Source organism: Agrobacterium sp. GW821-FHT02D03, assembly GCF_059421725.1.
This window is the reverse complement of sequence record NZ_JBWKVN010000003.1, coordinates 225,253-248,331: the sequence shown is the minus strand read 5'-3', so window position 1 is coordinate 248,331 and position 23,079 is coordinate 225,253. Positions and strand designations below refer to the sequence as shown.

Annotated in this window: 24 protein-coding genes and 2 pseudogenes; 11 read left to right on the top strand and 15 right to left on the bottom strand. The window is 55.5% G+C overall.

Annotation, left to right across the window (positions count from 1 at the left end):
- Positions 1 to 39 precede the first annotated feature (39 nt).
- The 4 genes from traC to AC07U5_RS22850 all read left to right on the top strand — a co-directional run bounded on the left by traC (position 40) and on the right by AC07U5_RS22850 (position 3,154).
- On the top strand, positions 40 to 336 hold the full coding sequence (gene traC / locus AC07U5_RS22865; protein ID WP_113262166.1) for a conjugal transfer protein TraC: 297 nt from the start codon (positions 40 to 42) through the stop codon (positions 334 to 336).
- A 4-nt stretch (positions 337 to 340) separates the two neighbouring features.
- Positions 341 to 556, top strand: coding sequence for a type IV conjugative transfer system coupling protein TraD (gene traD, locus AC07U5_RS22860; RefSeq protein ID WP_062597704.1), 216 nt, complete (start codon positions 341 to 343; stop codon positions 554 to 556).
- Complete coding sequence (gene traG / locus AC07U5_RS22855; RefSeq protein ID WP_113262124.1) at positions 543 to 2,477, top strand: Ti-type conjugative transfer system protein TraG; 1,935 nt, start codon at positions 543 to 545, stop codon at positions 2,475 to 2,477. The genes traD and traG overlap by 14 nt, the downstream gene beginning before the upstream one ends.
- Positions 2,478 to 2,887: 410 nt before the next feature.
- The gene (locus tag AC07U5_RS22850; RefSeq protein ID WP_062597789.1) at positions 2,888 to 3,154 is read left to right on the top strand and encodes a WGR domain-containing protein; all 267 of its coding nucleotides are present in this window, start codon (positions 2,888 to 2,890) and stop codon (positions 3,152 to 3,154) included.
- Positions 3,155 to 3,948: 794 nt separating this feature from the next.
- On the opposite strand, the gene AC07U5_RS22845 is transcribed toward AC07U5_RS22850, so the two are convergent.
- The 7 genes and pseudogenes from AC07U5_RS22845 to AC07U5_RS22815 all read right to left on the bottom strand — a co-directional run bounded on the left by AC07U5_RS22845 (position 3,949) and on the right by AC07U5_RS22815 (position 7,304).
- A complete protein-coding gene (locus AC07U5_RS22845; protein WP_062597706.1) occupies positions 3,949 to 4,257 on the bottom strand; it encodes a DUF736 domain-containing protein in 309 nt (102 codons plus the stop codon).
- A 540-nt stretch (positions 4,258 to 4,797) separates the two neighbouring features.
- Entirely contained in the window at positions 4,798 to 5,115 is a 318-nt protein-coding gene (locus tag AC07U5_RS22840) for a hypothetical protein (protein ID WP_113262122.1), read from the bottom strand.
- Positions 5,116 to 5,339: 224 nt separating this feature from the next.
- Positions 5,340 to 5,547: pseudogene (locus AC07U5_RS22835) on the bottom strand (helix-turn-helix domain-containing protein); the annotation flags it as partial.
- A gap of 195 nt (positions 5,548 to 5,742) precedes the next feature.
- Positions 5,743 to 6,054 (bottom strand): type II toxin-antitoxin system RelE/ParE family toxin, encoded by a 312-nt coding sequence (locus tag AC07U5_RS22830; protein ID WP_113262121.1) that lies wholly within the window; start codon positions 6,052 to 6,054, stop codon positions 5,743 to 5,745.
- Positions 6,044 to 6,325 (bottom strand): ribbon-helix-helix domain-containing protein, encoded by a 282-nt coding sequence (locus AC07U5_RS22825; protein ID WP_113262165.1) that lies wholly within the window; start codon positions 6,323 to 6,325, stop codon positions 6,044 to 6,046. The genes AC07U5_RS22830 and AC07U5_RS22825 overlap by 11 nt, the downstream gene beginning before the upstream one ends.
- 63 nt (positions 6,326 to 6,388) lie before the next feature.
- Positions 6,389 to 6,832, bottom strand: coding sequence for a hypothetical protein (locus tag AC07U5_RS22820; protein ID WP_162741947.1), 444 nt, complete (start codon positions 6,830 to 6,832; stop codon positions 6,389 to 6,391).
- 139 nt (positions 6,833 to 6,971) lie between these two features.
- Complete coding sequence (locus AC07U5_RS22815; protein ID WP_113262119.1) at positions 6,972 to 7,304, bottom strand: DUF3768 domain-containing protein; 333 nt, start codon at positions 7,302 to 7,304, stop codon at positions 6,972 to 6,974.
- A 440-nt stretch (positions 7,305 to 7,744) separates the two neighbouring features.
- Between AC07U5_RS22815 and AC07U5_RS22810 the strand changes: the two genes are divergently transcribed.
- Positions 7,745 to 7,996 carry a hypothetical protein gene (locus tag AC07U5_RS22810; protein WP_113262118.1) on the top strand — a complete coding sequence of 84 codons (252 nt, stop codon included), beginning with the start codon at positions 7,745 to 7,747 and terminating at the stop codon, positions 7,994 to 7,996.
- Here the strand turns inward: AC07U5_RS22810 and AC07U5_RS22805 are convergent.
- Together AC07U5_RS22805 and AC07U5_RS22800 are read right to left on the bottom strand one after the other, a co-directional pair.
- The gene (locus AC07U5_RS22805; protein WP_113262164.1) at positions 7,990 to 8,325 is read right to left on the bottom strand and encodes a hypothetical protein; all 336 of its coding nucleotides are present in this window, start codon (positions 8,323 to 8,325) and stop codon (positions 7,990 to 7,992) included. The genes AC07U5_RS22810 and AC07U5_RS22805 overlap by 7 nt on opposite strands.
- Before the next feature lie 208 nt (positions 8,326 to 8,533).
- Positions 8,534 to 8,764: a hypothetical protein gene (locus tag AC07U5_RS22800; RefSeq protein WP_313557525.1), complete on the bottom strand. Its 231-nt coding sequence runs from the start codon at positions 8,762 to 8,764 to the stop codon at positions 8,534 to 8,536.
- A gap of 118 nt (positions 8,765 to 8,882) precedes the next feature.
- Between AC07U5_RS22800 and AC07U5_RS22795 the strand changes: the two are divergent.
- Positions 8,883 to 10,390, top strand: a pseudogene (locus AC07U5_RS22795) (transposase).
- 809 nt (positions 10,391 to 11,199) lie between these two features.
- On the opposite strand, the gene AC07U5_RS22790 reads toward AC07U5_RS22795, so the two are convergent.
- The 5 genes from AC07U5_RS22790 to AC07U5_RS22770 all read right to left on the bottom strand — a co-directional run bounded on the left by AC07U5_RS22790 (position 11,200) and on the right by AC07U5_RS22770 (position 17,035).
- A complete protein-coding gene (locus AC07U5_RS22790) occupies positions 11,200 to 12,672 on the bottom strand; it encodes an NAD-dependent succinate-semialdehyde dehydrogenase (RefSeq protein WP_312931156.1) in 1,473 nt (490 codons plus the stop codon).
- Positions 12,673 to 13,064: 392 nt separating this feature from the next.
- A complete protein-coding gene (locus AC07U5_RS22785; protein WP_312931242.1) occupies positions 13,065 to 14,063 on the bottom strand; it encodes an ABC transporter substrate-binding protein in 999 nt (332 codons plus the stop codon).
- 113 nt (positions 14,064 to 14,176) lie between these two features.
- Positions 14,177 to 14,950 (bottom strand): ABC transporter permease, encoded by a 774-nt coding sequence (locus tag AC07U5_RS22780; protein WP_113262163.1) that lies wholly within the window; start codon positions 14,948 to 14,950, stop codon positions 14,177 to 14,179.
- A gap of 70 nt (positions 14,951 to 15,020) precedes the next feature.
- Complete coding sequence (locus AC07U5_RS22775) at positions 15,021 to 15,920, bottom strand: ABC transporter permease (RefSeq protein WP_113262114.1); 900 nt, start codon at positions 15,918 to 15,920, stop codon at positions 15,021 to 15,023.
- Positions 15,917 to 17,035, bottom strand: coding sequence for an ABC transporter ATP-binding protein (locus tag AC07U5_RS22770; RefSeq protein WP_113262113.1), 1,119 nt, complete (start codon positions 17,033 to 17,035; stop codon positions 15,917 to 15,919). Before AC07U5_RS22770 ends, AC07U5_RS22775 begins: the two co-directional genes overlap by 4 nt.
- A gap of 194 nt (positions 17,036 to 17,229) precedes the next feature.
- Here AC07U5_RS22770 and AC07U5_RS22765 point away from each other — a divergent pair, with 194 nt between their 5' ends.
- From AC07U5_RS22765 to AC07U5_RS22745, 5 genes are all read left to right on the top strand, one after another.
- Complete coding sequence (locus AC07U5_RS22765; RefSeq protein WP_494724336.1) at positions 17,230 to 17,916, top strand: GntR family transcriptional regulator; 687 nt, start codon at positions 17,230 to 17,232, stop codon at positions 17,914 to 17,916.
- A 108-nt stretch (positions 17,917 to 18,024) separates the two neighbouring features.
- Positions 18,025 to 19,359 (top strand): aspartate aminotransferase family protein, encoded by a 1,335-nt coding sequence (locus AC07U5_RS22760; protein WP_494724335.1) that lies wholly within the window; start codon positions 18,025 to 18,027, stop codon positions 19,357 to 19,359.
- Positions 19,359 to 21,074 (top strand): acetolactate synthase catalytic subunit, encoded by a 1,716-nt coding sequence (locus tag AC07U5_RS22755; protein ID WP_312931161.1) that lies wholly within the window; start codon positions 19,359 to 19,361, stop codon positions 21,072 to 21,074. The genes AC07U5_RS22760 and AC07U5_RS22755 overlap by 1 nt, the downstream gene beginning before the upstream one ends.
- Positions 21,071 to 21,850, top strand: coding sequence for a 3-oxoacyl-ACP reductase FabG (gene fabG / locus AC07U5_RS22750; protein ID WP_494724334.1), 780 nt, complete (start codon positions 21,071 to 21,073; stop codon positions 21,848 to 21,850). Before AC07U5_RS22755 ends, fabG begins: the two co-directional genes overlap by 4 nt.
- A 21-nt stretch (positions 21,851 to 21,871) precedes the next feature.
- Entirely contained in the window at positions 21,872 to 22,531 is a 660-nt protein-coding gene (locus tag AC07U5_RS22745) for a winged helix-turn-helix domain-containing protein (RefSeq protein ID WP_312931167.1), read from the top strand.
- A 255-nt stretch (positions 22,532 to 22,786) separates the two neighbouring features.
- Here AC07U5_RS22745 and AC07U5_RS22740 read toward each other — a convergent pair whose 3' ends face one another.
- On the bottom strand, positions 22,787 to 23,005 hold the full coding sequence (locus AC07U5_RS22740) for a Y4oE-related protein (protein ID WP_062597716.1): 219 nt from the start codon (positions 23,003 to 23,005) through the stop codon (positions 22,787 to 22,789).
- Positions 23,006 to 23,079 lie beyond the last annotated feature (74 nt).

Below are 23,079 nucleotides of genomic sequence, written 5' to 3'. Positions count from 1 at the left end.
CGTGAACCACGTAATGCAGCAACAGAGGACAATCCAGAGATGAAAAAGCCATCATCCAAGATCCGCGAAGAAATCGCCAAGCTTCAGGAACAGCTCAAGCACGCGGAAACGAGAGAGGCCGAGCGTATTGGTCGCATCGCACTTCGGGCAGGCCTCGGCGAGTTAGAAATCGAGGAGAGCGAGCTTCAGGTAGTGTTCGATGAACTGGCCAAACGCTTTCGCGGAGGCGAGCCGGGCACGAGCGGACGGAACGGGGCAGGGGACAGGGCCACGGGCAGCGGGCGTTCACAAGCGCTCTCGTTTGGCGCGACTTCGGGCAGCGATCGTGAGGCTTGAAAGGATGAGCAGGAACGCAACGTCCGATGCCCGGAAGAAAGATACGCGTGACAAGATTGAGCTCGGCGGCCTGATCGTCAAAGCCGGCCTTCGTTTTGAGAAACGGGCGCTTTTGCTCGGCGCATTGATCGACCTGCAGAAGCGGCTGAAGTCCGACGAAAAGGAGCGAACACGATTGACGGCGATAGGAGCGGAGGCGTTCGGCAATGAAGGCGAATAGGATCGTTTTCATCGTTCTGCCTGTCGCCATGATGAGCGCCGCCATGCTCGCGATGACCGGCATTGAGACGCGGCTTGCCGGGTTAGGAAACTCCGAAGCGGCAAGGCTCAGTCTTGGACGGGTAGGGATCGCCGCACCCTATATGTTGGCGGCTGCGCTCGGCCTGATTTTCCTGTTCGGAACGGCTGGGTCGGCGAGCATTCGCGCTGCAGGCCTTGGAGCCGCTATCGGCAATTCGGTGGTCATCCTGGTGGCGTGCTTGCGGGAAGGAATACGCTTGGCAGTGCTCTCACCCCAGGTCCCAGCCGGAAGGTCCGCGCTATCCTACCTCGATCCCTCGACCATGATTGGCACGGCCGCTGCACTGATGTCAGGCTGCTTTGCAGTGCGGGTGGCGATGGTGGGCAACGCCGCATTTGCGCGGGCTACACCAAAGCGCATCGTTGGCAAACGCGCTTTGCACGGCGAGGCCGACTGGATGACACTTGCCAGAGCCGAAAAGCTGTTCCCGGCGACCGGCGGCATCGTCGTCGGTGAGCGGTATCGCGTCGACCGTGACGGTGCCAGTGGTGTTTCCTTCCGTGCAGATAACAGTGAGACGTGGGGTGCTGGAGGCCAGTCGCCCCTGCTTTGTTTCGACGGATCGTTCGGCTCCTCGCATGGTATCGTCTTCGCAGGATCGGGCGGTTTCAAAACGACTGCGGTCACAATCCCGACTGCTCTGAAATGGGGCGGCTCGCTCGTCGTGCTCGATCCGTCGAATGAGGTCGCGCCCATGGTCTCGAAACATCGTGAAGACGGCGGCCGGCGCGTCAGAATCCTCGATCCGCGCACGCCCGCGAACGGCTTTAACGCCCTCGACTGGATTGGTCAGTATGGCGGCACCAAAGAGGAGGATATCGCCTCGGTCGCATCATGGATCATGAGCGATAGCGGTCGCGCGTACGGAGTGCGCGACGACTTCTTCCGTGCTTCAGGCTTGCAACTCCTGACCGCAATCATCGCTGACGTCTGCCTGTCCGGTCATACGCCGAAGGACCAACAGACGCTGCGCCAGGTACGCAGAAATCTATCAGAGCCCGAAACGGAGCTTCGCCAGCGACTGCAGGATATCTTCAACAATTCGGACTCGGACTTCGTGAAAGAGAACGTCGCCGGTTTCGTCAACATGACGCCGGAAACATTCTCAGGCGTCTACGCCAACGCCATCAAGGAAACACACTGGCTTTCCTACCAGAACTATGCATCGCTGGTCTCGGGTTCGACATTTCGAACCGAGGACATCGCATCCGGCACGACGGATGTGTTCATCAACATTGACTTGAAGACACTGGAGACCCATAGCGGATTGGCGCGTGTCGTGATCGGCTCATTCCTGAACGCGATCTATAATCGCGATGGCGCGATGGACGGGCGCACGCTCTTCCTGCTGGATGAGGTCGCCCGCCTCGGTTATATGCGCATTCTGGAGACCGCGCGGGATGCTGGCCGCAAGTATGGCATCACGCTGACAATGATCTACCAGTCGATCGGCCAGTTGCGCGAAACCTACGGCGGCCGCGACGCCTCTAGCAAGTGGTTCGAGAGCGCGAGCTGGATCAGCTTTTCCGCCATCAACGATCCGGAAACGGCAGACTACATTTCTCGCCGCTGCGGCATGACGACGGTCGAGATCGATCAGGTTAGCCGCAGCTTCCAGTCGCGCGGGTCGTCACGGACCCGGTCAAAGCAGCTTGCCGCTCGGCCGCTCATCCAGCCGTATGAAGTGCTGCGGATGAGAGCTGACGAGCAGATCGTTTTTACGGCAGGAAACCCGCCGCTCAGGTGCGGTCGCGCCATCTGGTTCCGGCGAAACGATATGAAAGCTTGCGTGGCGCAGAGCAGATTCTCGCCGCGCGCAGCGCCCCTCCATTCAAAATGAAGAGCATCGGAGAAATCAGCATAGCGACGACCGCCAGGGCGTGATTTCGGGAATTCTCGTCATGCTTCGGTCGGTTATCGGGCAGCCGCAGGAGGCTTAGCATAGCGCCGCATTAGCGGAAGCCGGGACCGACTGCCCCCGACCGAGGCGTTCTGCTTGAGAAAGCCGTCTACTGGTCGGGTACCCCCTTCGGTCAGTCCGCCGAAGACCTCCGTCACCGCGTTGCTGATGGCTTGGCCAATAGCGAAGATCGAACGGGGACTTCGTTCGCGACAGCGCATAGACACGTACGCCGGAGGCGGACCGGCCAAGCACGACTGCATCGCCAGATCACGAAAATGAATCAATCACCCTCGAGCGATTCAAAACTGTCGTTGGACGAAGATTCCGAGAAACACGATCATGCCGACATGATCATCCAGCCCTATAACCTCTATATTGAGCGCACAGACGCCACGAGAAACATGGCTCGCTTCTATGCGATGTCGATCGAGCCAAACCTGTTTGGGGAAGCTTGTCTGATGCGACGTTGGGGTCGAATCGGAACGCGTGGCCAGACGATGAGTCACCATTTCCAGACTGAGCAGGAGGCCGTCGATCTGTTTTTCGAGCTTCTCCGTCAGAAGAAGCGTCGCGGTTACTCATCAGTGGCCCATCAGGCGCCCGCGGGCAGATGACAGGGCTCGTGACTTTGAAGGGCAAGGATGAAGACAAGATCAGGAGTGGGTGTTGATAGGAGAACGTCGAGATCAATCCGAGCGACGTTGTTGACGTTGGTCGTGGCGTTTTCAGCTTCCAACACGTCAATCAACATCCAGCTTACTTGAGCGACAAAAGCCCCGGTAAGCCTCCATTTCCAATAATGCGTTGCGGTCTCGCGTACGGCCTGCGTCGTCGATAGAAATACTAATTGGCAATCCCGCCAGAAGATTTGATCGCCAAAATCGGCACGCCGGATGTGGGCGAGCCAAGGTGCTCGTGGAGCCGGCGCTTGGCAACAGCGCCACGGACAGGATGCTCAAGCTGATCAACGAAGGTACCTAAGAGATTTAAGCGGGGCCTGGCTGTGATGTCGACCGATATGGCCGCAAGCGTCGCGTCCTGGTCAGAAAGGACCGTAGTCTTGGATCTGGATTTCGAGTTTGTAGGTCATGTTCGTCTCCTCGACCTTTGTGAACTATGACAGACCAATCCGGGAGGGATGGCAAGCCACGGATCGCGCCATCGACCGGCAAATCTGTGGAGTGAGGGAGCCGATTTGCGGCAGCTGCCCTCAAAAACGGGTAAAGCAAATTGGGGGCACTGCCCATCCTAGAGGCTGGCGCTCTCACTTGACACAATCATGCATTCTGACCAGCTTCCTGCTCACCGTGTGCCACACCAAAAACCGGACTCGGCTCAATGCCTGATCAGGCTCTGATCCCTCGGTAGGAAAGAAGGCCCCGCCAGTGGCGGAGCCTCGTGATTCTGATTAGTCGTGGTTGGGGCGGGACCAGATGAGCTGGAGGCCTTCCTCGCCTTCGACCTCGGCGAGCGTCGCGTAGATCGGAGCCGGGAAACTTGGATCGTCGAGTTTAACCGAGAGGTAGTCGCGGCCCTGCTCGGAGGTCCTCTGCCAAGCGGCACCCAGCTCGACGCTGCCGGCGTAGACACGGAACTGTGGGCCCTTATCGGATGGGTTCTCAACCCGAGCGATTCGGGCCTTGACGTTCAGGGCGAGAGTTCGGATGGAGCCGGTGAAGCCGTTTTCGGTGGAGGTGAAGTTGCCGATGGTAGCCATTGTCGTATTCCTTTTCGCGTGTTCGGGCCGCGCCCATCGCGGCCTCGATGGCAGTCGACAAGACCGGAGACGATCGGACCGCACCTGATAAGGCCGCAACGCAATGGAGGGCGGCAAGTCGCATATTTGTTAGTGGGCGAGGAGGAGCCCGTGAGGGATCCGGGGTAAGAAATCTGAGCCTTGTCGTTGCGGGAAGGCGATCGAGGCGCAGCCGGTCTCCGGTCAGACATGCCTCATCGAGCCGCAGATGGGTTGCCGGGGAACCCTGTCGTAAAGGGATATTGCAATAGCGTGCCTCGGCATTCTCCCCAAGCACACTGGCATCCGTTCCATTACCTCGCTCGCACCGCCGTCACCGCTTGCTTCAGTTGGGGAAACGAGACCGCCCTCGAACATTGGCCGGCTTGCCCGCTATGCCTCGTGCGATTACCTGCATCCGCGAATCGCGGCCTGGAGGATCAATTTTTCGATCCTCACTTTCGATTCGAACCGACGCTCGAAGACGAGTCTGCTAGCATCAGCCATAACCCGAGGATGGGACTAGGTTCGGCGCCCGAGAAGGGCAAGACCATCTGCAAGCATTCGCTTCAAGATCAGCCTCCTGCTTTCCGCTGAAGCAGGACCAGCTTCTGCGATAGCAACAGCAGCAGGCGGTGGGTCGGCGGGCCCGGAATTTGAGAGCTTGAAAGGCTCTTCGGCCACTGAGGAGACAACGACATGCGTGATTGTCGTCTCATCCGACTTGACCGCGACGGTGACCTGTCCTCCGGAGCGGAGGCGGCCGACGCCTATCTGAGCGGCCTCCTGCTCATCCTGTGCTTCGACCAGCGATGTCTGCGTCACGAGAAAAAAAGGCATGTGTTTCCATAAGTTTCTTAATGCAGATCTCATTCGCGAAGGCTGTGCGGTCAAGGTGCAGCATCACATTTGCGGTCGCATCAGACAAAAAAAAGGCGCTCAACCCAAAAGGGGAGCGCCTTCTTCTTTATCCCGGGAGAACGTCAAACGCCGCGGCGATTGCAGCGAGCAGGACATCGGCTCATTGGGAAGTGATCCTTAAATGTTATCGATGGAGAGCGATTTCAAGCCGAGAGCGGGGATCCAGAGTCATTTATCAAGGCAGATGTGCGTTCATGGCTCAAAGGCCGATCTGCAAAGTAGCGATATGGGGTGGTACCAAGCGCCTTCCTGAACATGACGATGAAGGCCGTCGTGGACTCGTATCCCAAGTCGCCCGCCACCTTCTGGACGCTTGCCCCCACCCGCCAGTTCCCGTAGCGCAAACACCATGCCCGAAACCGATGTCTGCAACCCGGACTTTCTCGTGCAGTTGAGCGCCATGTCGCTCCGTTGCGGGGCGTATCTGCTTCTGCAATAGGTTTTCGCTGTGATTGCGGAATTTACGAAGCATCTACGTTGCTCCTTACCGGTTCTTATTCTTCAGGCGATGACGCGAGGTTATGCTGCAAAGTTGGTAAAGACCAATCAAAACAAAGCCTGGAGGTCTCTCCGACCATCAACCACGCGAACGATTTCCACGGTAAGAACGTCACCGTCATCGGTATCCGGCGTCGTCTCGTAGAGAATGACGTAAGGGGCCTCAACAAGCATGCGGGCGGATGGAAAGATCTCGGGATGGCGTTCGCCTAGACGCGGGTGTTCAGCCAATAACCCGGCTTTATAGCGGAATCGTTCGAAATACCGCTCGGCACTTCTAGGCTGTTCCCTGCCAATATCAACATAAATGCTTTTCACATCCTGGCGGGCCAGGGGTGTCCAAACTAGTTTAGCGGTCATGCTTCTTGAATGCCGTCAGCTCTGCACGTGCTTCGTCGAGGGCCTGGTCAAAATCAACTTCGGTCGCTGGGCCACTCGCTTTGCCTTCCGCCCATAGCTCACGAAGCTTGCCGATGTCGTCGCGCTTTTGTGCCCATTTAGCCGACCAGTCGCGCATAGCCTCGCGAATGACTTCGCTTCCACTGGCATAAGCGCCGCTTTTTACGGCGTCTCGCAAAATCTCGGCATGCTGCGGCGTCATCGAGACGCTGATTTTCTCAACATTGGCCATGTTCACCTCCATATGCTTATGGTGGTAATTATTACCACCAAACTGACAGGGTGCCAACATTAATCAAGCATCGTGGATATCTCGCTCAACCCGCCGAAGTGAGAGAGTTATTCTCTCGATGTCGCAAGAGAGGTTTTTGATCATGTCGATGGTTAGCTTGTGCTCAGTGCCATTCTGCTCTCGGCAAATCGCGTAAGCCGTGTTCTCTTCCCAAGGATTGGCATTAACTACCTTAATGCCGTGGGCGAGCAAGTTGCGCATCCTCGCCACGGTTTCAACCGCTTCTATCAAACTTTTGATCTTGGTCTGATCAGAGCCTCTGACGGTTTTCATCAGGCGTTTCCAACGCGAGACAATAAGCCCTTTATCTAAGGTTTGGGCCGACCCGCCCTCATCCAGCAGACGTTGCATTTCGTTTTCCAGAAAGCACCAATAGACTTGGACTTGGCCAATTTCACAGGCCAGGTCACGAAGGTTCGGTTGGGTAGCACCTTCAACGTCGCTCATATGTCGAAAACTAATTGCTAGAACCCGTTGAAGCAAGCCGCCGCCCCGGCGATGCGGGGGCGGATCGGCAGAATGGGATGAGTTTGATCTACAAACGGCGGAGCGCGAGGTCATCACGCTCTCTGTTCATGTTATAAGCTTAATACTCCTCGGCCAACATGATGGTCAGTACCCGCTTGGTGATATCGAGGTTGGCGGGGTCTTCTGAACCGTACTCCATCTTCAGGTCGTAATAATCGATCTTCCAGAACACCTTGAACCCGTCGACAGTGACAGACCCGAAATCATGCTCACCATGCGGATCGTTATCGGCATTGAATGTGCTGAAGTTCTGCACCGCCTCTGCAATCCGCGACTGCGTCGCTTCTGGAAGGCTGCGAACACCCGACGTCATCAGTACCTTTCCCGTGAGCCACGTCGTGCGGAAGATATCGTTCAGTTCTCGGATACGGTCGGTTTGTGAGGTTGTCATGGTTTATCCCTTTCCTTGATTGAAATGGACAGGGAAACAGGCCCCGTCCTGCTTCCCGGGGCCGCGTGAGCGGTGGGGTTTGAAGGGGACAACAGGGGTTCGCGGGGAACCGGCTGCACGGAACTCAGTGGAGGAAGCTGGGCGGAACACCTGTTTGGGGGAGAGAAGGGGCGAAGCCCCTCGGCCCCCATGAGACGTAGAAGGGCGTGGATACCGCGACCCCTACACGCCTTAAATTGGAACAAGCCCTTGGCACGCGAACGCTGCCACTAAGGAGTGACAAGATGGTTGGGCATCAACAGGTGGACTCTCCACCTAGAAGTGGTACACTGCCCACATTGCTACCAACCGAGTTCATAGGCGGTAGTGACTGAGGGTTACTACGTGCTCCCGCCTGTTCAGGGGAGGGCTGCAACGGGTCCCGTCTATCACACATATTGATGATTTCCCGCTACGCGGCCTGCTCGGTCGCTGGGCTGAACGCTTCACACCTGATGAACTTGCCCACTGAGCTCGTCGAAAAGACGATCGCGGTGGCAATGGCAAGTTATCCTTTGAAAGATGACGAAGAGCCTGTCGACGTCGAGCTCTTCCGGATCGTGCGACGTTTGGCGCTTCAGAAGTTCGGCATTACGGAAGGACGGGTATTTCTTGACAAAAAAGGATCCGCCGAACCGGAAGCCGGTCAGTGAAACGTGACCCCTGGTGCAGGCGGACCGAAAAGCGCGTCGGCAATCTCCCTAAGCTCCATCAGGTCATCGCTTAACACGTAGCCCGGCGGGGTTGTCTGCAACGCAGACACGAACACGAACGGCAGCCCGGCTTCTTCCAGCTTCATGGCCAGATGCACCAGGGCGTTTTCTTCAAACGCGATATCGATAATAACCGCATCCACATCGCCGGTTAGTAACACGCGCAGAACCTCCCGGGAGGACAAGCCCGGCCCCACAATTGTGGCACCGGCGGCGACGATCCGCGCAGCGGATGCCGGCGTTAATAGCCGCCTTTCCGTGACGATCATCAGCCGCTTGTCCCTGAAAGCGCGTAACACCGATGTTTCCTCTCTTCGGTTGCTCTCCGTTTCACGTCAGCGTGTATCCACGTTGACGTCACACTGACAGACGGAGGACGAACCGGGCCGCTATCCGGACCCAACCCTTCTAAAACTTCACGGTTCCAGATTAAGAACTGCCTTATAGACCTTCGTCTAAACCCGTTCAATCGGAACTCTATCCTGCCGAATCCGCAAACGTTCGCTCCATCTTCAACTGGCCGATGCGGCTTTTGCCGCGCAGTTCAAGATACCAGTCCTCGGCAAACTCCTTCGCTAGCGCCAGACTGTCGGTCTTGGAGCTGACGCGCCATTCTTTGCCGTAGAGATAAGTGGAGCATTGCCACAGGGAGCTGTTGGCGCGGCGGTAGACGCGAACTTTGTCACCCAAAACGGAATGTGAGGTCATTGCTGTAGCGCGGCAATCAGGATGAGATGCCGCATTGCCTCGCAATAAATGCTCCCTGATTGTTGGTCGTTGCCTCATCTGATTTGCTCCCAGCATTTGTGGATGCGGAGCAAATCAGATGAGGTTGATCAGCGTGACGACGAAAAAGGAATTGGTTGCTGCTCTGGCAAAGCGCTATGCGGCCGGAAAGAGGGAGGAAAAATCGGAGATCCTCGATCAGTTCGTTTCGATTAGTGGGATGCATCGTAAACACGCGATGCGTCTGTTGCGGGGAGAGGACAGGCAACCGCAGCCGCGAAAGCAAGCGCTGATTTATGACGAGGTAACCCGAGACGCTTTGGTCGTGTTGTGGGAGGCCTCCGACCGAATCTGTGGTAAGCGATTGAAGCCCTTACTGCCAATTCTGATTTCATCGATGGAACAGCACGGCCATTTAAAGTTAGACGATCAGGTCCGTACACTTTTGCTACGGATGAGTGCGGCTACTATCGACCGTGCATTGAAAAAGGTGCGCGAAACAGCAGGCGGCCGTCGACGTCGACGTTCCGTTGCTTCATCGGCATTGAAGCGGAATATCCCAATACGAAAATTCTCTGACTGGGGTGATCCCGCACCTGGCTTTATCGAGGCTGATCTGGTGTCCCACTCCGGTCCCAACGCACGCGGCAGCTTTATTCAAACCCTTGTCCTTACCGATATCGCGACCGGCTGGACCGAATGCGCGCCGCTGCTTGTTCGCGAACAGAAGCTCTTGACGGAGGTTTTGACCGAGCTCCGCCGCGTAATGCCGTTCCCGCTGCTTGGCTTTGATACAGACAACGATAGCGTATTTATCAACGACACGATCAGGGACTACTGCGTTGACTCAGACATCGAATTCACTCGCTGTCGGCCATATCGCAAAAATGATCAGGCTCATGTGGAGCAGAAAAACGGATCGGTCGTCCGCCGCATTGTTGGCTATCATCGGTATGAGGGTGTTGAAGCTGCAGCTACACTTGCGGAGCTTTACCGTTCGGTGCGCTTGTTCGTGAACTTCTTCCAACCCTCTTTTAAGTTGCTCGAAAAGCAACGATATGGAGCGATGGTGAAGAAGCTCTATTCTTCCCCCGCGACGCCACATCAACGAATTTTATCGGATTCAAGGACGTCAATGGAGGTACGCGACCGTTTGGTGCGCATGAGCGAACAACTCGATCCTGTGACACTCCTCCGCGACATTCGTGCAGGACAACAGCGGCTTGCCGACATCGCGCACCAGGGAACCCCTCAAGCGAGGCTCCCGATGTCGAGAGCTTTTTGCGGAGCCTGCGTATCGCGTGGACGGCGGGCGAAGTTCGTCCGACCGCGAAAGCAAAGCCAAAAATAAAACGCGAGCGACGGCGGCCTGACCCGCTGGCTAACGTCACGAGTGATCTTTACAGTTGGTTTGAAGCTGAGCCATGGAGAACCGGCCGGGAGCTACTGGAGCGACTTCAAAGCATTTATCCCGGTGAGTATCCTGATGGACTGATCCGCACGGTGCAACGACGGGTGAAAGACTGGCGTCGCGATCGCGCGCATAAAATGATATTCGGAAACGAGCCTGGCGAAGATGAACAACTACCAGAACTCAGCAGGGCATAGGGAGCATTCTGGTGAGGCAATGTGCTATCCGACCGGGAGCATTCTCCAGTGAGGCAATACGAATCTCATTGAGATTGCCGCTAAACAGTCATTGCATCCTCTCAAACTGTGCGAGACATGTGTGAGAGTGATTCCAGCCGCTTTGCGGCTAAATCCAATGCTAAGTGCTTGGAAAGGTTGGTGGGTGATGTGGGGCTTGAACCTATGACCCGCTGTTTGAGAGGGCGCGGAGGGAAGGCGCCAGCCCCCGAAACATTTCTGACGTGGTGCTCACAACGACAATGAGTTGGTTGACCAAACGCGATCGCGTCATCGCCTGGTCGTGACCGCCAGCAAAGTCAAACGAAAGACAAAAAAATGGGCCAGCGGAAATCGCGGCCCATGAAGTGTGGAGATTTGGAACCTCCAGAGGGGAACAGTTGCTGCGGTGGAACTGGGAGGCTACCACCATGTGCAACAACTAACGCCATTATGCCCGATTTTTGATCAGCCGAACAACATTTATTGTGCAACGCAGCTATGCACGAGTGGCGACAGCTTCCTTGTTTGGGTCTGAAGCAAGTTGAACCTCGAACAGCTATAGCGCCGGCAGCCATCCTGCAGATCGTCCGCTACGAAGCCTGCACGGGTCGGAGTCGACATTGTCGGCGAGAGCCCGGCCATTCTGTTTGCACGAGTACCCGTAGACTAACCGCCTGCAGCGTGACGGTCTGGCACCTCGTTTGACCGGCATAGCATAAGGTTACCCGCCGCCTCCAAATAGACTCCATGCCTTACTGAGAACCTATGTTGGCAACGTGCCGGTGCCTTTAAAGACCCAAGCAAACGTATTTGAGTTCGGTGTAGTCATCTATGCCGTATTTCGATCCCTCGCGTCCGAGCCCAGACTGCTTCACCCCCCCGAAAGGGGCCAATTCTGTGGAGATAAGACCTGTGTTTACGCCAACCATTCCAGTCTCCATATCCTCAGCGACCCTGAAAATGCGGGCAAGATCCTTCGAGTAGAAGTAGCCGGCCAGTCCAAATTCTGAATCATTGGCCGAACTGATCACATCCTCTTCCGTATCGAACGAGATGAGTGGAGCCAAAGGCCCAAAGGTCTCTTCGCGAGTAATTTTCATGTCCGAGGTGACACCGACGAGCACCGTGGGAGCGAAGAACTGCCCGCCGGTTGGGACTGAAGAACCGCCGGCTACCACGCGTGCACCGTTTGCCAGAGCGTTGTCGAGATGGCTCTTGACCTTCTTCATCGCGTTGTCGTCAATCAGAGGTCCGATCTCTACGCCAGCATCAAAGCCATTCCCGACCTTGAGGGCGTCAACACGTTTCGCGAGCTTGGCCGCAAACTCATCATAGACGCTTGATTGGACATAGATGCGGTTTGCACAAACGCAGGTTTGCCCTGCGTTCCGGAATTTTGCCGCAACAGCCCCTTCGACGGCTGCGTCAATGTCGGCGTCGTCAAACACTATGAAAGGCGCGTTACCACCAAGCTCAAGGCTGAGCTTCTTGATCTGATCGGCACCCTGACGCATCAGAATGCGGCCGACATTGGTTGAGCCGGTGAATGAGATCTTCGCGACCAACTCATTTGCGCAGAAACTTTGTCCGACCATCTCTGCGTCGCTTGAAGTGACGACATTGAAGATACCTTTTGGTATCCCGGCGCGTTCGCCAAGGACGGCGAGAGCCAAGGCCGAGAGCGGCGTCTGTGCGGCTGGCTTTGCGATAATCGAGCAGCCGACTGCCAAGGCGGGCGCCAACTTGCGGGCAAGCATCGCGTTCGGAAAATTCCATGGCGTGATGGCTCCAACGACGCCGACTGGCCTTCTTAGTACAAGGATGCGCTTATCGGCCTGATGAGCCGGGATTACATCGCCGTTCAGACGCTTTGCCTCTTCTGCGAACCATTCGATGTAAGCGGCGCCGTAGAGAATCTCTCCCCGGGCTTCTTGGAGTGGCTTGCCCATTTCAGCTGTCAGAATGATCGCCAAATCATCTACGTTTGCCACAACAAGATCGTGGAATTGGCGCAGCATTGAAGCACGTTGCTTGCCCGTCAGCTTAGCCCAAGACTTCTGCGCGTGGCTGGCAGCCTGAATCGCTTTTTCAAGATCGTCTGCATCGAGAGCTGGCACCGATGCGATCCTACGACCCGTCGCAGGGTCGAGAACATCGAATGTTGCTCCGCTTCCGGTCGCGATCCATTCGCCGTCAACGAACGCCTTTTGTACAAAAAGGCTTGGATCTTCCAATTTCGATGCGAGGTCAATGTTTCCCACGATGTCGCTCCCTAGAAAGCGCAGCGTCTCACAGCTGCGAATACAATGATCTGATTGTTGGGTGAGGCCTCCCGCCTTTTAATAGCGGGAGGAAATTTCGATGAGAGTTTGCAGGCCTTAACTTTGCGATGTCCTGCAGCTGGACAAAGCACCACGACGGCACTTGATTGTCTCGTGCGCTCAAGGCTCGTCGGACACATCGATCATCTCGCCCACAGCCGTCCTAGAGCTCAATTCGACACACATTGCTCCACGTCGCTGAAGAGCCGTCGTAGGCTTTTTGAGGGTCGCGGGGGCAAGCTCGATGAGAGTGCCCTGTGACATCTCGCCAACTCGAGCCCGTATTTATGTGGAATGGACAGCCGCTCTCGGCCTTGAGACATGTTTCGCGCTTAGCGGATCCAGCTGTTCCACCGTTGAACAAGCACTCCCATGTTTGCGTTTATCCACTCGGCATCGGGAGTGATGACCTTGCTGTCCATCTCCTCCGCAGATGGCATCCCTTCTTGCGCTTCTTTTGACATCATACCGATGGCGCTGCGACTAGGAGGCGTACAAGAAAGCCGCTCGCAGGCTTTCGCTTGAGCTTCGGGATGATCGAGCCAGAAAGCCACGAGTTTAAGAGCGTTGTCGTGGTTTTTTGCTCCCTTGATGAGCGCGATGCGGTCGCCAACCAAAAATGCGCCGTCGTAGCTCCAGCCAATTTGAAAGCCCTCGGTCTGGAGGGCTTTCGCCCTTGTCAGCCAAATCTGACCGAGACTGTACTCGCCGTTTCGAAAGCCTTGAACGCTCTGGTCGCCGGTCTTCCACCAGAGCTCAACCGCCGGGCGGATGCTTTCAAGTTTCCGCAGAGCTCTCTCGACGTCCAAAGGGAAAAGGTCTTCCTTATTGACACCATCCGCTAGCAGAGCAGCGGCCAACACCCGCCAAGGGTCGTCAAAGTTGGGGAACGCCCTTCCTCCAGGAAACCGCTCGGTATCCCACATGTCGGCCCAATTTTTAGGATTATCACCGCCTTCGCTCGGCTTATAAGCTAGAAGCGTCGCAGTCGACTGAAGACGCGCGCCCCCTCTTGCACAAGTATCGGAGACCAGATCGATGTTTTGGGTGTAATGCTTACAAAACTCGGTCAAATCCTCGGTGATGTCGAAGTGGCGCTGGGATCCCGCCTGAATTTCTCCTTCTAAGAACAGATCCCAAGTCACGTTCCCGGTTTGCACCATTGCTGATGCTTTGGCTCGCTTTTCAGCGTCGGTAGCAGAAACAGCTATTACTTCGATCCCGGTCGCTTTCGTGAAGGGTTCGAACCATTCTTCACGTAAAACTTTTTCGTAAGTTCCCCCTGTTGTGGCAATTACAACATTTTCAGCCCCTTCTGCGGAAAGTGGCATGAGCACTGTGGCAAGCAGCGTAACTGCGACCGAATATCCGACCGCAATTGGGCAAGCCTTCGGCGTCTGACCGAAGTGGGTCATTTTGAAGTCCTTTCGAGCTGTTGACTATTTTATTTCGAGCGCTTCGCTGTTAGCCGTTGTGCGCAAGCCATGAGAACAAGGGAAATCGCGATAAGCACGGTTGATGCAGCTGCTATTATAGGTGTGAGATTGAAGTCGATGTCCTCGAACATCTTTCTTCCTATTGACTTGCCTCCGATGTCCGAGATGAAAAACGATACTGTCGCATCGTCGAAGGATGCGAGAAAAGAGAAGACCGCGGCGGCCGCTACACTCGGGGCGATAATGGGCAATTCTACTAAGAAGAATGCCTGTACGCGGCTTGCTCCGCAGCTTCTTGCCGCCATTTCGAGGGTGGTGTCGAGTTTCTGCAATGCAGCGCCGACGACGATCACGACATACGGAACAGCGAGCACTGTGTGCGCAAGCACGAAACCGACAGTCGTGCCAGTCATTCGTAGCGGCGAAAACACCAGATAGAGTGCGACACCGACGACCACATGCGGAACGATCATGGGACCGAGCGCGAGCGCCTGGAGCGACTCCCTGCCAGGAAGGGTGCTTTTCGAGATGGCTAAAGATGCCATAGTTCCGATTAGCGTGGACAACGTTGCTGTCAGAATGGCGATCTTCAAGCTAAAGCGAGTGGCACTCATCCAGTCGGCATCAGCAAAATATGCCTGATACCATTTCAGGGTTAAGCCGCGCGGCGGAAACTCTAGGTAAGATCCATCATTCAGACTTAACGGAACCACCAGCAATGTCGGAAGAACGAGGAATACTAGTATTGCTGTGACGATTGATGCTGAAAGCATCGTCCCCATGACCGCTCTTGTAGGAGTATGAGAATGAGGTTGCTTGGTCAGCAGATCGTGCGAGGCGAGGCTGAGGTTGTCAGATACCACTGGTCAATCCTTTGCTAAGTGCCAACGTCTTTCTAAAGAGGATGATGACTGCCAGCGTGAACGCCAACAGAACAGTGGACAGCGCTGCGGCGAAGGGCCAATCCAGCAGCACCGTCGTTTGCTGACCTATAAGTGTCGCCATCATCAATGAACCCGGTCCACCGACCAGAGCTGGCGTGACGTAGAAGCCGAGGGCCAGCACGAAGCACATGACGCATCCTGCGAATATCCCAGGGAGCGCTAGGGGCACTGTAATCCTGACGAATGCGTGGACAGGTCCTGACCCGAGGGTTCGCGCCGCATTTACGAAGTGCTCCGGTATTGCACGCAGGGCAGCGTAAATGGGAAGGATCATGAAGGGGAGCAGAACATGCGTCATTGCCAAGATGACTGCACCCTGGGTGTAAATCATCTTTAAAGGACTTGAGATCATGCCTGCAGAATTAAGTAGTTCGTTGATCAAGCCGTTGCGTTGCAGGAGCACGATCCAGGCATATGATCTGATGAGTACGGACGTCCACAAGGGGATGATAACGCAGGCTGCTACGATTGTGGCCAATGGCCCTTTGAGGCGCGTCATCGCATACGCGACAGGGAATCCAAGGAGAAGCGCAGCGCCCATAACTGCAACAGCGACAGCGACTGTTGAAAGCAGAACGGCTAGGTAAAGCGGTTCGTCCGCAATCCTGATGTAGTGGTAGAAGCTCAAATCAGGCAGGCTCAGAGCAACCAATTTGAAGAGCGGATAAACGAAACCAGCGAGCATCACCAAAAGGAACGGCGAGAGCAACAGCGTGGCTGTGAAATGAGAGTACGTCGTTGCCGAAGACTGTGCGAGAAAAACGCTCTGCCAACTCGAGCAACGTGACTTGTTTCGAAAGATCCTCATGCAGCGGACCTCTCGGAAGCGGAAAAACAACACATTGCATTTGGTTCGACTATGACATCGACCTCCTGCCCCGGCTTGAAGGGCGCTGCGCTAAAGACGTGTGGAACCTGCGCCTCGACTGCTGGCCGGCCTGGCAGACTAAGCCGGACTGTGAGGACCTCATGGGCGCCCATGAAGATTGAATGTTCTACTACACCTGGAATTCGATTAGGTTTTGTTTCCTCGCGTGCGTCGATACCAATCATTTCAGGCCTCAAGGCAACTGTGACCCGCTCCTGTCCGCCTGATGAAACCGTCTGACTTCTGTAGTCGGCTGGCATAGTGAGAGTAATATTTTCGCACAAACGGATATCCTGTCCGCCGTCCTGCCTAGCGAAGCTTTCGCCCTCAAGAAAATTCATCTTCCCCACGAAATCCGCGACGAAAGTCGATTTTGGCGATCGGTAAAGCTCAATAGGGGTGCCAATCTGCATCACCCTTCCACTCTTCATGATGGCGACGCGATCCGACATAGTCAGAGCTTCTTCCTGATCGTGCGTGACATAGAGGATTGTCGCACCGACAGATTGCTGGATACGTTTAATCTCGATCTGCATGGCTTCTCGAAGCTTCTTGTCGAGAGCTCCCAGTGGCTCGTCCATCAACATAAGAGGCGGCTCGAAAGCGAGCGCGCGCGCGACCGCAACACGCTGTTGTTGACCGCCTGACAACTGAGCTGGAAGTCTGTCCGCAAATGATGCCAGTTGAACAAGTTCAAGCATCTCGTCTGCTCGTGACTTCCATGTTTCCTTCCATCTTTTTTTCAATTTCAATGGGAAGGCGATGTTCTGTCTCACCGTCAGGTGGGGGAAGAGGGCGTACTTCTGAAACACCATTCCGATGTTGCGGTCGTTGGGAGCAAGCTGCGTCACCTCCTTCGAACCGATTATGATTTCCCCACTGCTCGGCCGCTCAAACCCGGCGACCATGGACAGGATACTCGTCTTGCCGGAGCCGGACGGACCGAGCACAGACATGAACTCACCAGCGTTGACGGTTAAATTCAAATCATCCACGGCGAGCGTGTCATCGTATCGTTTCACCAGGCGATTAAGTTGTAAGGCTTCCCCGATCAAATTGTATCCTCCTCATCTCGTAGCTGCAGATCGGCTTATGAATCAGCGAGTTTGTCAAAACGAGACAGCCCCGGCGACGAGACGTCCAAAGCGTGGTAGAAACCGGCAATTGGCGTCACATAGGCTTTGCACTAACTTCACATTTGATTTTTGTGACATCAAAAATTTGACGAGTCAACAAGGATCAAGGGAAAATGGCTGCTAGTGCGCGTGATGAGAGTGAGGTTGCTGCCCAGGCGCAGCGTAAGGGGAACGCCGTTTACGACGTTCTCCGCGAACGAATGATCAGAGGGCACTACGCACCTGGCTATAAGTTCACTGTCCGAGGCGTGGCGGCCGAGCTGGATGTAAGCACCACGCCGGCGCGTGACGCCCTTAATCGACTCATAACAGAGTCGGCTCTGGTATTTTCAGGACCCAAAACGCTGGTCGTGCCGACCATCAATCGCGACCAGCTGAAGGACATAACGGTTACCCGGATCGCGCTAGAGGGCACCGCTGCTGAATATGGCGCACGAAACGCAACAGCAGAAACCATAAGAAAACTGGAAGAAATTCAGTTGGTTATCAATGCCTCCCTGCAAGAAGGCAGGTATCAAGACGCGCTCTGGCATAATAAAGAATTTCACTTCGAGGTATATAACTTGTGCGGCATGAGCGGCCTGCTGGAAATGATCGAATCTCTATGGGTACGAATCGGCCCAACCCTCCTTAATCTCTACCCTGAATTCGCAGAAACCCGGAGCGGCGTGCACAATCACCTCGTGGTGATCGAGGCCTTGAATGAGCGAGACCCGATTAGCGTGCGGGCCGCTTTTGAGAACGATATCCGCGACGGCTACCGGAAACTGAGGCGAGAAGCGCCAGACGCACCCGTCTGAAACACCACCTAAAGATTGATGTCACATATTGACTCTTCGTATTTTTGTTGCAACAAAAATGTGAAGAGCAGACAAACCTGTTCTTTTAACTTGGTGAGGACAGAAATTATGACATCAAATGGCAGTGTAGCGCCGGTCCGAGCGAGCGGAGGAAAGCGATCAAAGAAACTATTCGATCGCGCACGCTCAGTGTTTCCAGGCGGCGTGACAAGGGCAACGGTTGAGCTGGATCCTTTCCCCGTGTTCGCCGATTTCGGTGAAGGTGCCTATCTAACCGACGTCGATGGGCGTCGTTTTCTCGACCTGAACAACAACTTCACGACGCTCATCCATGGTCACGGATTTTCACCCGTCGTTGAGGCGACCGCCGCAGCACTCCGCCGCGGTACATGTTTCGCTAATCCAATGAAACATGAGATCGAACTTGCAGAGCTGCTTGTTGATCGAATTCCTGCCGTCGAAAAAATCCGCTTCGTCACCAGCGGTACCGACGCCGTCATGTTTGCGATCAAAGCGGCGCGAGCAGCAACGGGACGGACCGCTGTTGCGCGACTGGCCGGCGCTTATCACGGCGCTTACGACTGGGCGGAAGCCGGACAGACAACCGCTACTGGTATGCCGGTTTCGAGCTTCACCGGTACGCCGAGCTATGTCCTCGACGATGTCATCGTCATCGATTTTAACAATGTAGCGGATTTGAAACTGAAAGTGGAGGAGAACGCGCATCGTCTCGCGGCACTTCTCATTGATCCCATGCCTAGCCGCGCCGGCCTTATGCAGCCGCTTCCCGAATTCCTTGAGACCGCCAACCTCCTGGCCAAGAAACATGGTGTGGTACTGATAGCCGACGAGGTTCTTAACTTGCGGCAAGGATTTCACGGAGCTTCCCATCGATACGGTCTCGAACCGGACCTGATTACGATGGGGAAGATTATCGGCGGCGGCTTCCCTATAGGTGCGATCGGTGGACGCGCTGAGATCATGAACCTCTTTGCAAGTGACAATGGGGTTGCTGGACTCCCACAAGGTGGCACTTTTGCAGCGAACCCTGTCTCAATGATGGCGGGCAAGGTTGCAATGGAGGCATTGACGAGAGCCACATTCGAACGGCTCGAAGAGCTGGGCGACCGCGTCAGGGGCGGTTTGGCGTCACGCATTGCCCATCACGACGCAGCTTTCTTCGTGACTGGCGCCGCTTCATTATTTCGCATCCATGTCAGTTCAACAGCGTCGAGTAGTTCCCGACATGAGCACGCCGTGTCTAACGATGCAAAGACACTAAGCCGCCTGCACCGCCATTTCGCAGCGCATGGCATCATTTTGCCACGAGGAGCGGCAGCCTCGCTCTCTACTCCGATGAGCGAAGCGGATGCTAACCAGATCATTTCCGTCTTTGACGACTTTTTAGCTTCCGATTCTAACAAAGCCGGGGAGGCTGCATAATGACGACGAATACTACAAACTGCACGGTTGCGGAGCAGATCGCCATAGGCCTGATGAGGCATGGAGTTGAATTTATTTTCGGTCAAAGCCTCCCGTCAGCAGTGATCCTCGCCGCCGAGAAACTAGGCATCCGGCAAGTCGCCTATCGGCAGGAGAACATGGGTGGAGCGATGGCAGATGGATACGCCCGTCGTTCTGGGAAAGTAGGAATTGTTGCGGCTCAAAATGGCCCAGCCGCAGCCCTTCTGGTAGCGCCCTTAGCGGAAGCGATGAAAGCAAGCGTTCCCGTCATCGCATTGGTACAAGATGTCGAGCGTGATCAGACGGACCGGAACGCATTCCAGGACCTCGATCAGATCAGCCTCTTTCAATCCTGCACGAAATGGGTCAAACGCATCAATGTAGCGGAACGCGTCGACGATTACCTGGACGCAGCGTTCACGGCAGCGACATCCGGAAGACCAGGCCCTGTCGCCCTCCTCCTTCCGGCTGATTTGCTGAGGGCGACTTCGGCAACGCAGACGAGACTGAGACGCAGAAGTCTCGGTAATTGGCCACTTGATCGATACAGACCTTCAGACGAGCAGATCGACATTGCCGCCCATGCGATCGCCGCAGCCCGCAACCCCGTCGTCATAGCAGGCGGTGGCGTCATCACTTCAAATGCGATCGATGAGTTGAGGCTTCTGCAGGACAGATGCTCTCTGCCAGTCTTCACAACCAATATGGGGAAGGGGGCGGTAGATGAATTTCACCCCCTTTCTGGAGGCGTTCTAGCGTCGTTGGTGGGTCCTAAGTCACTTGGCCGCCATACGCTTCCAATCGTTCAAAATGCGGATCTCGTTCTCTTGGTCGGCACAAGAACTAACCAGAACGGAACCGACAGTTGGAGACACTATGGGCAGGACGCAACGATTATACACATCGACGCTGACCCACAGGAGATTGGCCGAAACTACGAAGCAATCCGGCTATTTGGCGACGCGCATGAGACGCTCAAAGCTCTGCGGCAAAAAGTAGAGTCGCTCGATCCATGCGGTCGGATGAAGTCACGGAACGGAGTCGAGAAGAAGCTCAGCGAATGCTGGGAAGCATTCAATGCAGAGCGGCAGGTCTACTCAGCCTGCGAAGAAACTCCTATGAGGCCTGAGCGCGTTATGGCGGAGCTTCAAACGCTCCTCGGCCCGAATACGACGGTCGTCGCGGACGCGAGTTACTCATCGATGTGGGTGATCGGTCAATTACGCATCTCATCTCCTCAGACACGTATAATAACGCCTCGGGGCCTTGCAGGGCTTGGTTGGGGAGTGCCTTTAGCTATCGGGGCGAAAGTGGCCGCGCCCTCGAGCGACGTTGTTGCGCTGGTGGGCGATGGCGGCTTCGCTCACAGCTGGGCGGAAATCGAGACTCTTGTGCGCATGGACATCCCAATCACGATCATCGTCTTGAACAACGGTATCCTTGGCTTCCAGAAAGACGCAGAGACCGTAAAATTTGGGGCGTACACGACGGCGTGCCACTTCGTCGACGTCGATCACGGCGCCATTGCTCGCGCGTGCGGGTGTGAAGCGGTTCACGTGTCCGGGCCGGACCAGCTCACCAACGCACTTGCGCGGATCAAAGGCCGGACATCGCCGCTCTTGATTGAAGTCAAAACGGATCCCGGCGCCCATCCGGCGTTGTCCCTATTCGCACAAATGGATAGCGCGGCATGACCGAGGACCGGAAGAGCAGGACCGTAATCGTCGCAGGGGGCACGTCAGGGATCGGACTCTCGATCGTCCAACGACTTCTTGGTCTTGGCTACAGGGTAGCCGCATTCGGACATACGGAGAGCGCGTCGCGAGTGGCGCGCTCCACTTTGGCCGAAGCGCTTGCCTCAGGCAGGGCGCTGATCGAGAAAGTGGATGTCAAATCCCAACGGGAGATCAACCAGTTCTGCCAGAAGGTCAACACCGTCTGGGGAAGTGCCGATACGATGGTCTACTGTGTCGGCATCTCCCCCAAAGACGCGAATGGTAATGCAATGAGGTTCGGAGACGTACAAGTCGGCGAATGGGATGAGGTCATTGCCACGAACTTGACTGGAGCGTTCTTGTGCACGCGAGCGACGATTGGGCCGATGGCAATTAAAGGCTTCGGTCGGATCGTTCTGATCGGCTCGCTTGCAGCTCGCACCAGACCTCAAGTCGCTGGTGTCGCTTATACTGTTTCAAAAGCTGGACTGGGCGGACTTGCGAGGGCTTTAGTCAGCGAATTTGCGAGCAAAGGCGTTACCGTAAACGTGATTGCTCCTGGCCGAATTATAACTCCGATGTCCGGGTCGCCAGAAAGCCCTGTGAATATCGAGGCAATGAAACGCATCCCTGCAGGTCGATTGGGGGTGGCGGACGATGTTTCCGCCGCAGTTGCTTTTCTAGTTTCGGAAGAGGCAAACTTCATTAACGGGGCAATTTTGGACGTCAACGGCGGCGAGTTCGTACCAACCTGAGGCCTTTTGGGAGCAGCGATAGTGCGTCCTATCATCGTTCACACCACCGACCCTGAACTTTACCTCATACTCCGATACGTGCTTCAGCAGGCAGAGCATACGGTGGAAATTGCCTCAAGCATCGACGGGATAGTCTCCAAGGCTAAGACGATGGCAGGTAAGGGCGCAGCCATACTGGCACTTCCCGCATGTACTCTCATGGCTGCAGCAAATCGGCTTCAAGTTGACCGAACTCATTTGGACCTGGTCGCTTTCCCGTTTGCCGAAGAGCGATTGGCTCACAATGCAAATGAACTCTTCGACTTTGTCATCAACCGCCCTTTCGAACCGCAAGAACTTCTGGATTTTTTGCGCAGTGACCGAATTGAACGTGGCGGCTCACGCGGCTCAGACATAATTCGCTTTGCAGATGTCCAGATAGATGTTGCGGCAAGACGGGTGAAACGCGGCAATTATCAGATTGAGCTTACACCGCTTCATTTCAGGCTTCTACAGCATCTCGCCAAAAATACCGAGCGTGTCGTCAGCCGTGACGATCTTATTGATGCCTGCTGGCCCGCGGGGGCGAACGTCGAGCCGCGGACTGTAGATATTCATATTGGTCGGATAAGGCACAAGCTGTGCTCATGTGGGAGCGACTTGATCAGGACCATTCGTGGAGAGGGCTACGTCCTCAAATAATGCCATTGATCGCAAGTTGTTCAGTACGTTAGCCTTCATCAAATAAGTTTGCTACTGCCGCGCGTGTGCTCGACGCCGTCATCGAGTGGATAGTCATTTCACGCAGTTCGCCGACGCTCTTCACGTCTTGATGCGCAATTGGCGCTGCTGCGGTGACGCCAAACTCCACCAGTTTGAGTTTTGTAGCGAACCGCAGCGACAGGTCGCATCGTCATATCGACGTCGATCAAGAACCCAGGAATTTGCCACACCAACCTAGTTTAACGTCGTGAGCTTCTTAAACACGGCGGTCCAGAACCTGAATTCTTCTGCGTCACCGTCAAGTCGCGCATCCAGAGCGCAGAACGCAACAGCTGTGGCTGCCTGTTCACCGAATAGGCCGCGAACGAAGTCAGCCGCTGAATTGAGACGCGCGTCGTTGACTTGATTGTAGGCACGGCGCGAATGTCCCGCCGTGTAGCTCGAATATGTCATTGTGCCTCCTACGCCCAGACGCAGGAATTAGGATGAAGCCGGGCGTTTTGGCTCATAAATGAGATACAGGCATT

Excerpts from the sequence above, each read along its gene's own strand:
- traC (WP_113262166.1), top strand. The coding sequence starts at position 40 with ATGAAAAAGCCATCATCCAAGATCCGCGAAGAAATCGCCAAGCTTCAG.
- traD (WP_062597704.1), top strand. The coding sequence starts at position 341 with ATGAGCAGGAACGCAACGTCCGATGCCCGGAAGAAAGATACGCGTGAC.
- traG (WP_113262124.1), top strand. The coding sequence starts at position 543 with ATGAAGGCGAATAGGATCGTTTTCATCGTTCTGCCTGTCGCCATGATG.
- AC07U5_RS22850 (WP_062597789.1), top strand. The coding sequence starts at position 2,888 with ATGATCATCCAGCCCTATAACCTCTATATTGAGCGCACAGACGCCACG.
- AC07U5_RS22845 (WP_062597706.1), bottom strand. The coding sequence starts at position 4,257 with ATGGCTACCATCGGCAACTTCACCTCCACCGAAAACGGCTTCACCGGC.
- AC07U5_RS22840 (WP_113262122.1), bottom strand. The coding sequence starts at position 5,115 with ATGCCTTTTTTTCTCGTGACGCAGACATCGCTGGTCGAAGCACAGGAT.
- AC07U5_RS22830 (WP_113262121.1), bottom strand. The coding sequence starts at position 6,054 with ATGACCGCTAAACTAGTTTGGACACCCCTGGCCCGCCAGGATGTGAAA.
- AC07U5_RS22825 (WP_113262165.1), bottom strand. The coding sequence starts at position 6,325 with ATGGCCAATGTTGAGAAAATCAGCGTCTCGATGACGCCGCAGCATGCC.
- AC07U5_RS22820 (WP_162741947.1), bottom strand. The coding sequence starts at position 6,832 with ATGAGCGACGTTGAAGGTGCTACCCAACCGAACCTTCGTGACCTGGCC.
- AC07U5_RS22815 (WP_113262119.1), bottom strand. The coding sequence starts at position 7,304 with ATGACAACCTCACAAACCGACCGTATCCGAGAACTGAACGATATCTTC.
- AC07U5_RS22810 (WP_113262118.1), top strand. The coding sequence starts at position 7,745 with ATGATTTCCCGCTACGCGGCCTGCTCGGTCGCTGGGCTGAACGCTTCA.
- AC07U5_RS22805 (WP_113262164.1), bottom strand. The coding sequence starts at position 8,325 with ATGATCGTCACGGAAAGGCGGCTATTAACGCCGGCATCCGCTGCGCGG.
- AC07U5_RS22800 (WP_313557525.1), bottom strand. The coding sequence starts at position 8,764 with ATGACCTCACATTCCGTTTTGGGTGACAAAGTTCGCGTCTACCGCCGC.
- AC07U5_RS22785 (WP_312931242.1), bottom strand. The coding sequence starts at position 14,063 with ATGCCACTTTCCGCAGAAGGGGCTGAAAATGTTGTAATTGCCACAACA.
- AC07U5_RS22780 (WP_113262163.1), bottom strand. The coding sequence starts at position 14,950 with ATGGGGACGATGCTTTCAGCATCAATCGTCACAGCAATACTAGTATTC.
- AC07U5_RS22775 (WP_113262114.1), bottom strand. The coding sequence starts at position 15,920 with ATGAGGATCTTTCGAAACAAGTCACGTTGCTCGAGTTGGCAGAGCGTT.
- AC07U5_RS22765 (WP_494724336.1), top strand. The coding sequence starts at position 17,230 with ATGGCTGCTAGTGCGCGTGATGAGAGTGAGGTTGCTGCCCAGGCGCAG.
- AC07U5_RS22760 (WP_494724335.1), top strand. The coding sequence starts at position 18,025 with ATGACATCAAATGGCAGTGTAGCGCCGGTCCGAGCGAGCGGAGGAAAG.
- AC07U5_RS22755 (WP_312931161.1), top strand. The coding sequence starts at position 19,359 with ATGACGACGAATACTACAAACTGCACGGTTGCGGAGCAGATCGCCATA.
- fabG (WP_494724334.1), top strand. The coding sequence starts at position 21,071 with ATGACCGAGGACCGGAAGAGCAGGACCGTAATCGTCGCAGGGGGCACG.
- AC07U5_RS22740 (WP_062597716.1), bottom strand. The coding sequence starts at position 23,005 with ATGACATATTCGAGCTACACGGCGGGACATTCGCGCCGTGCCTACAAT.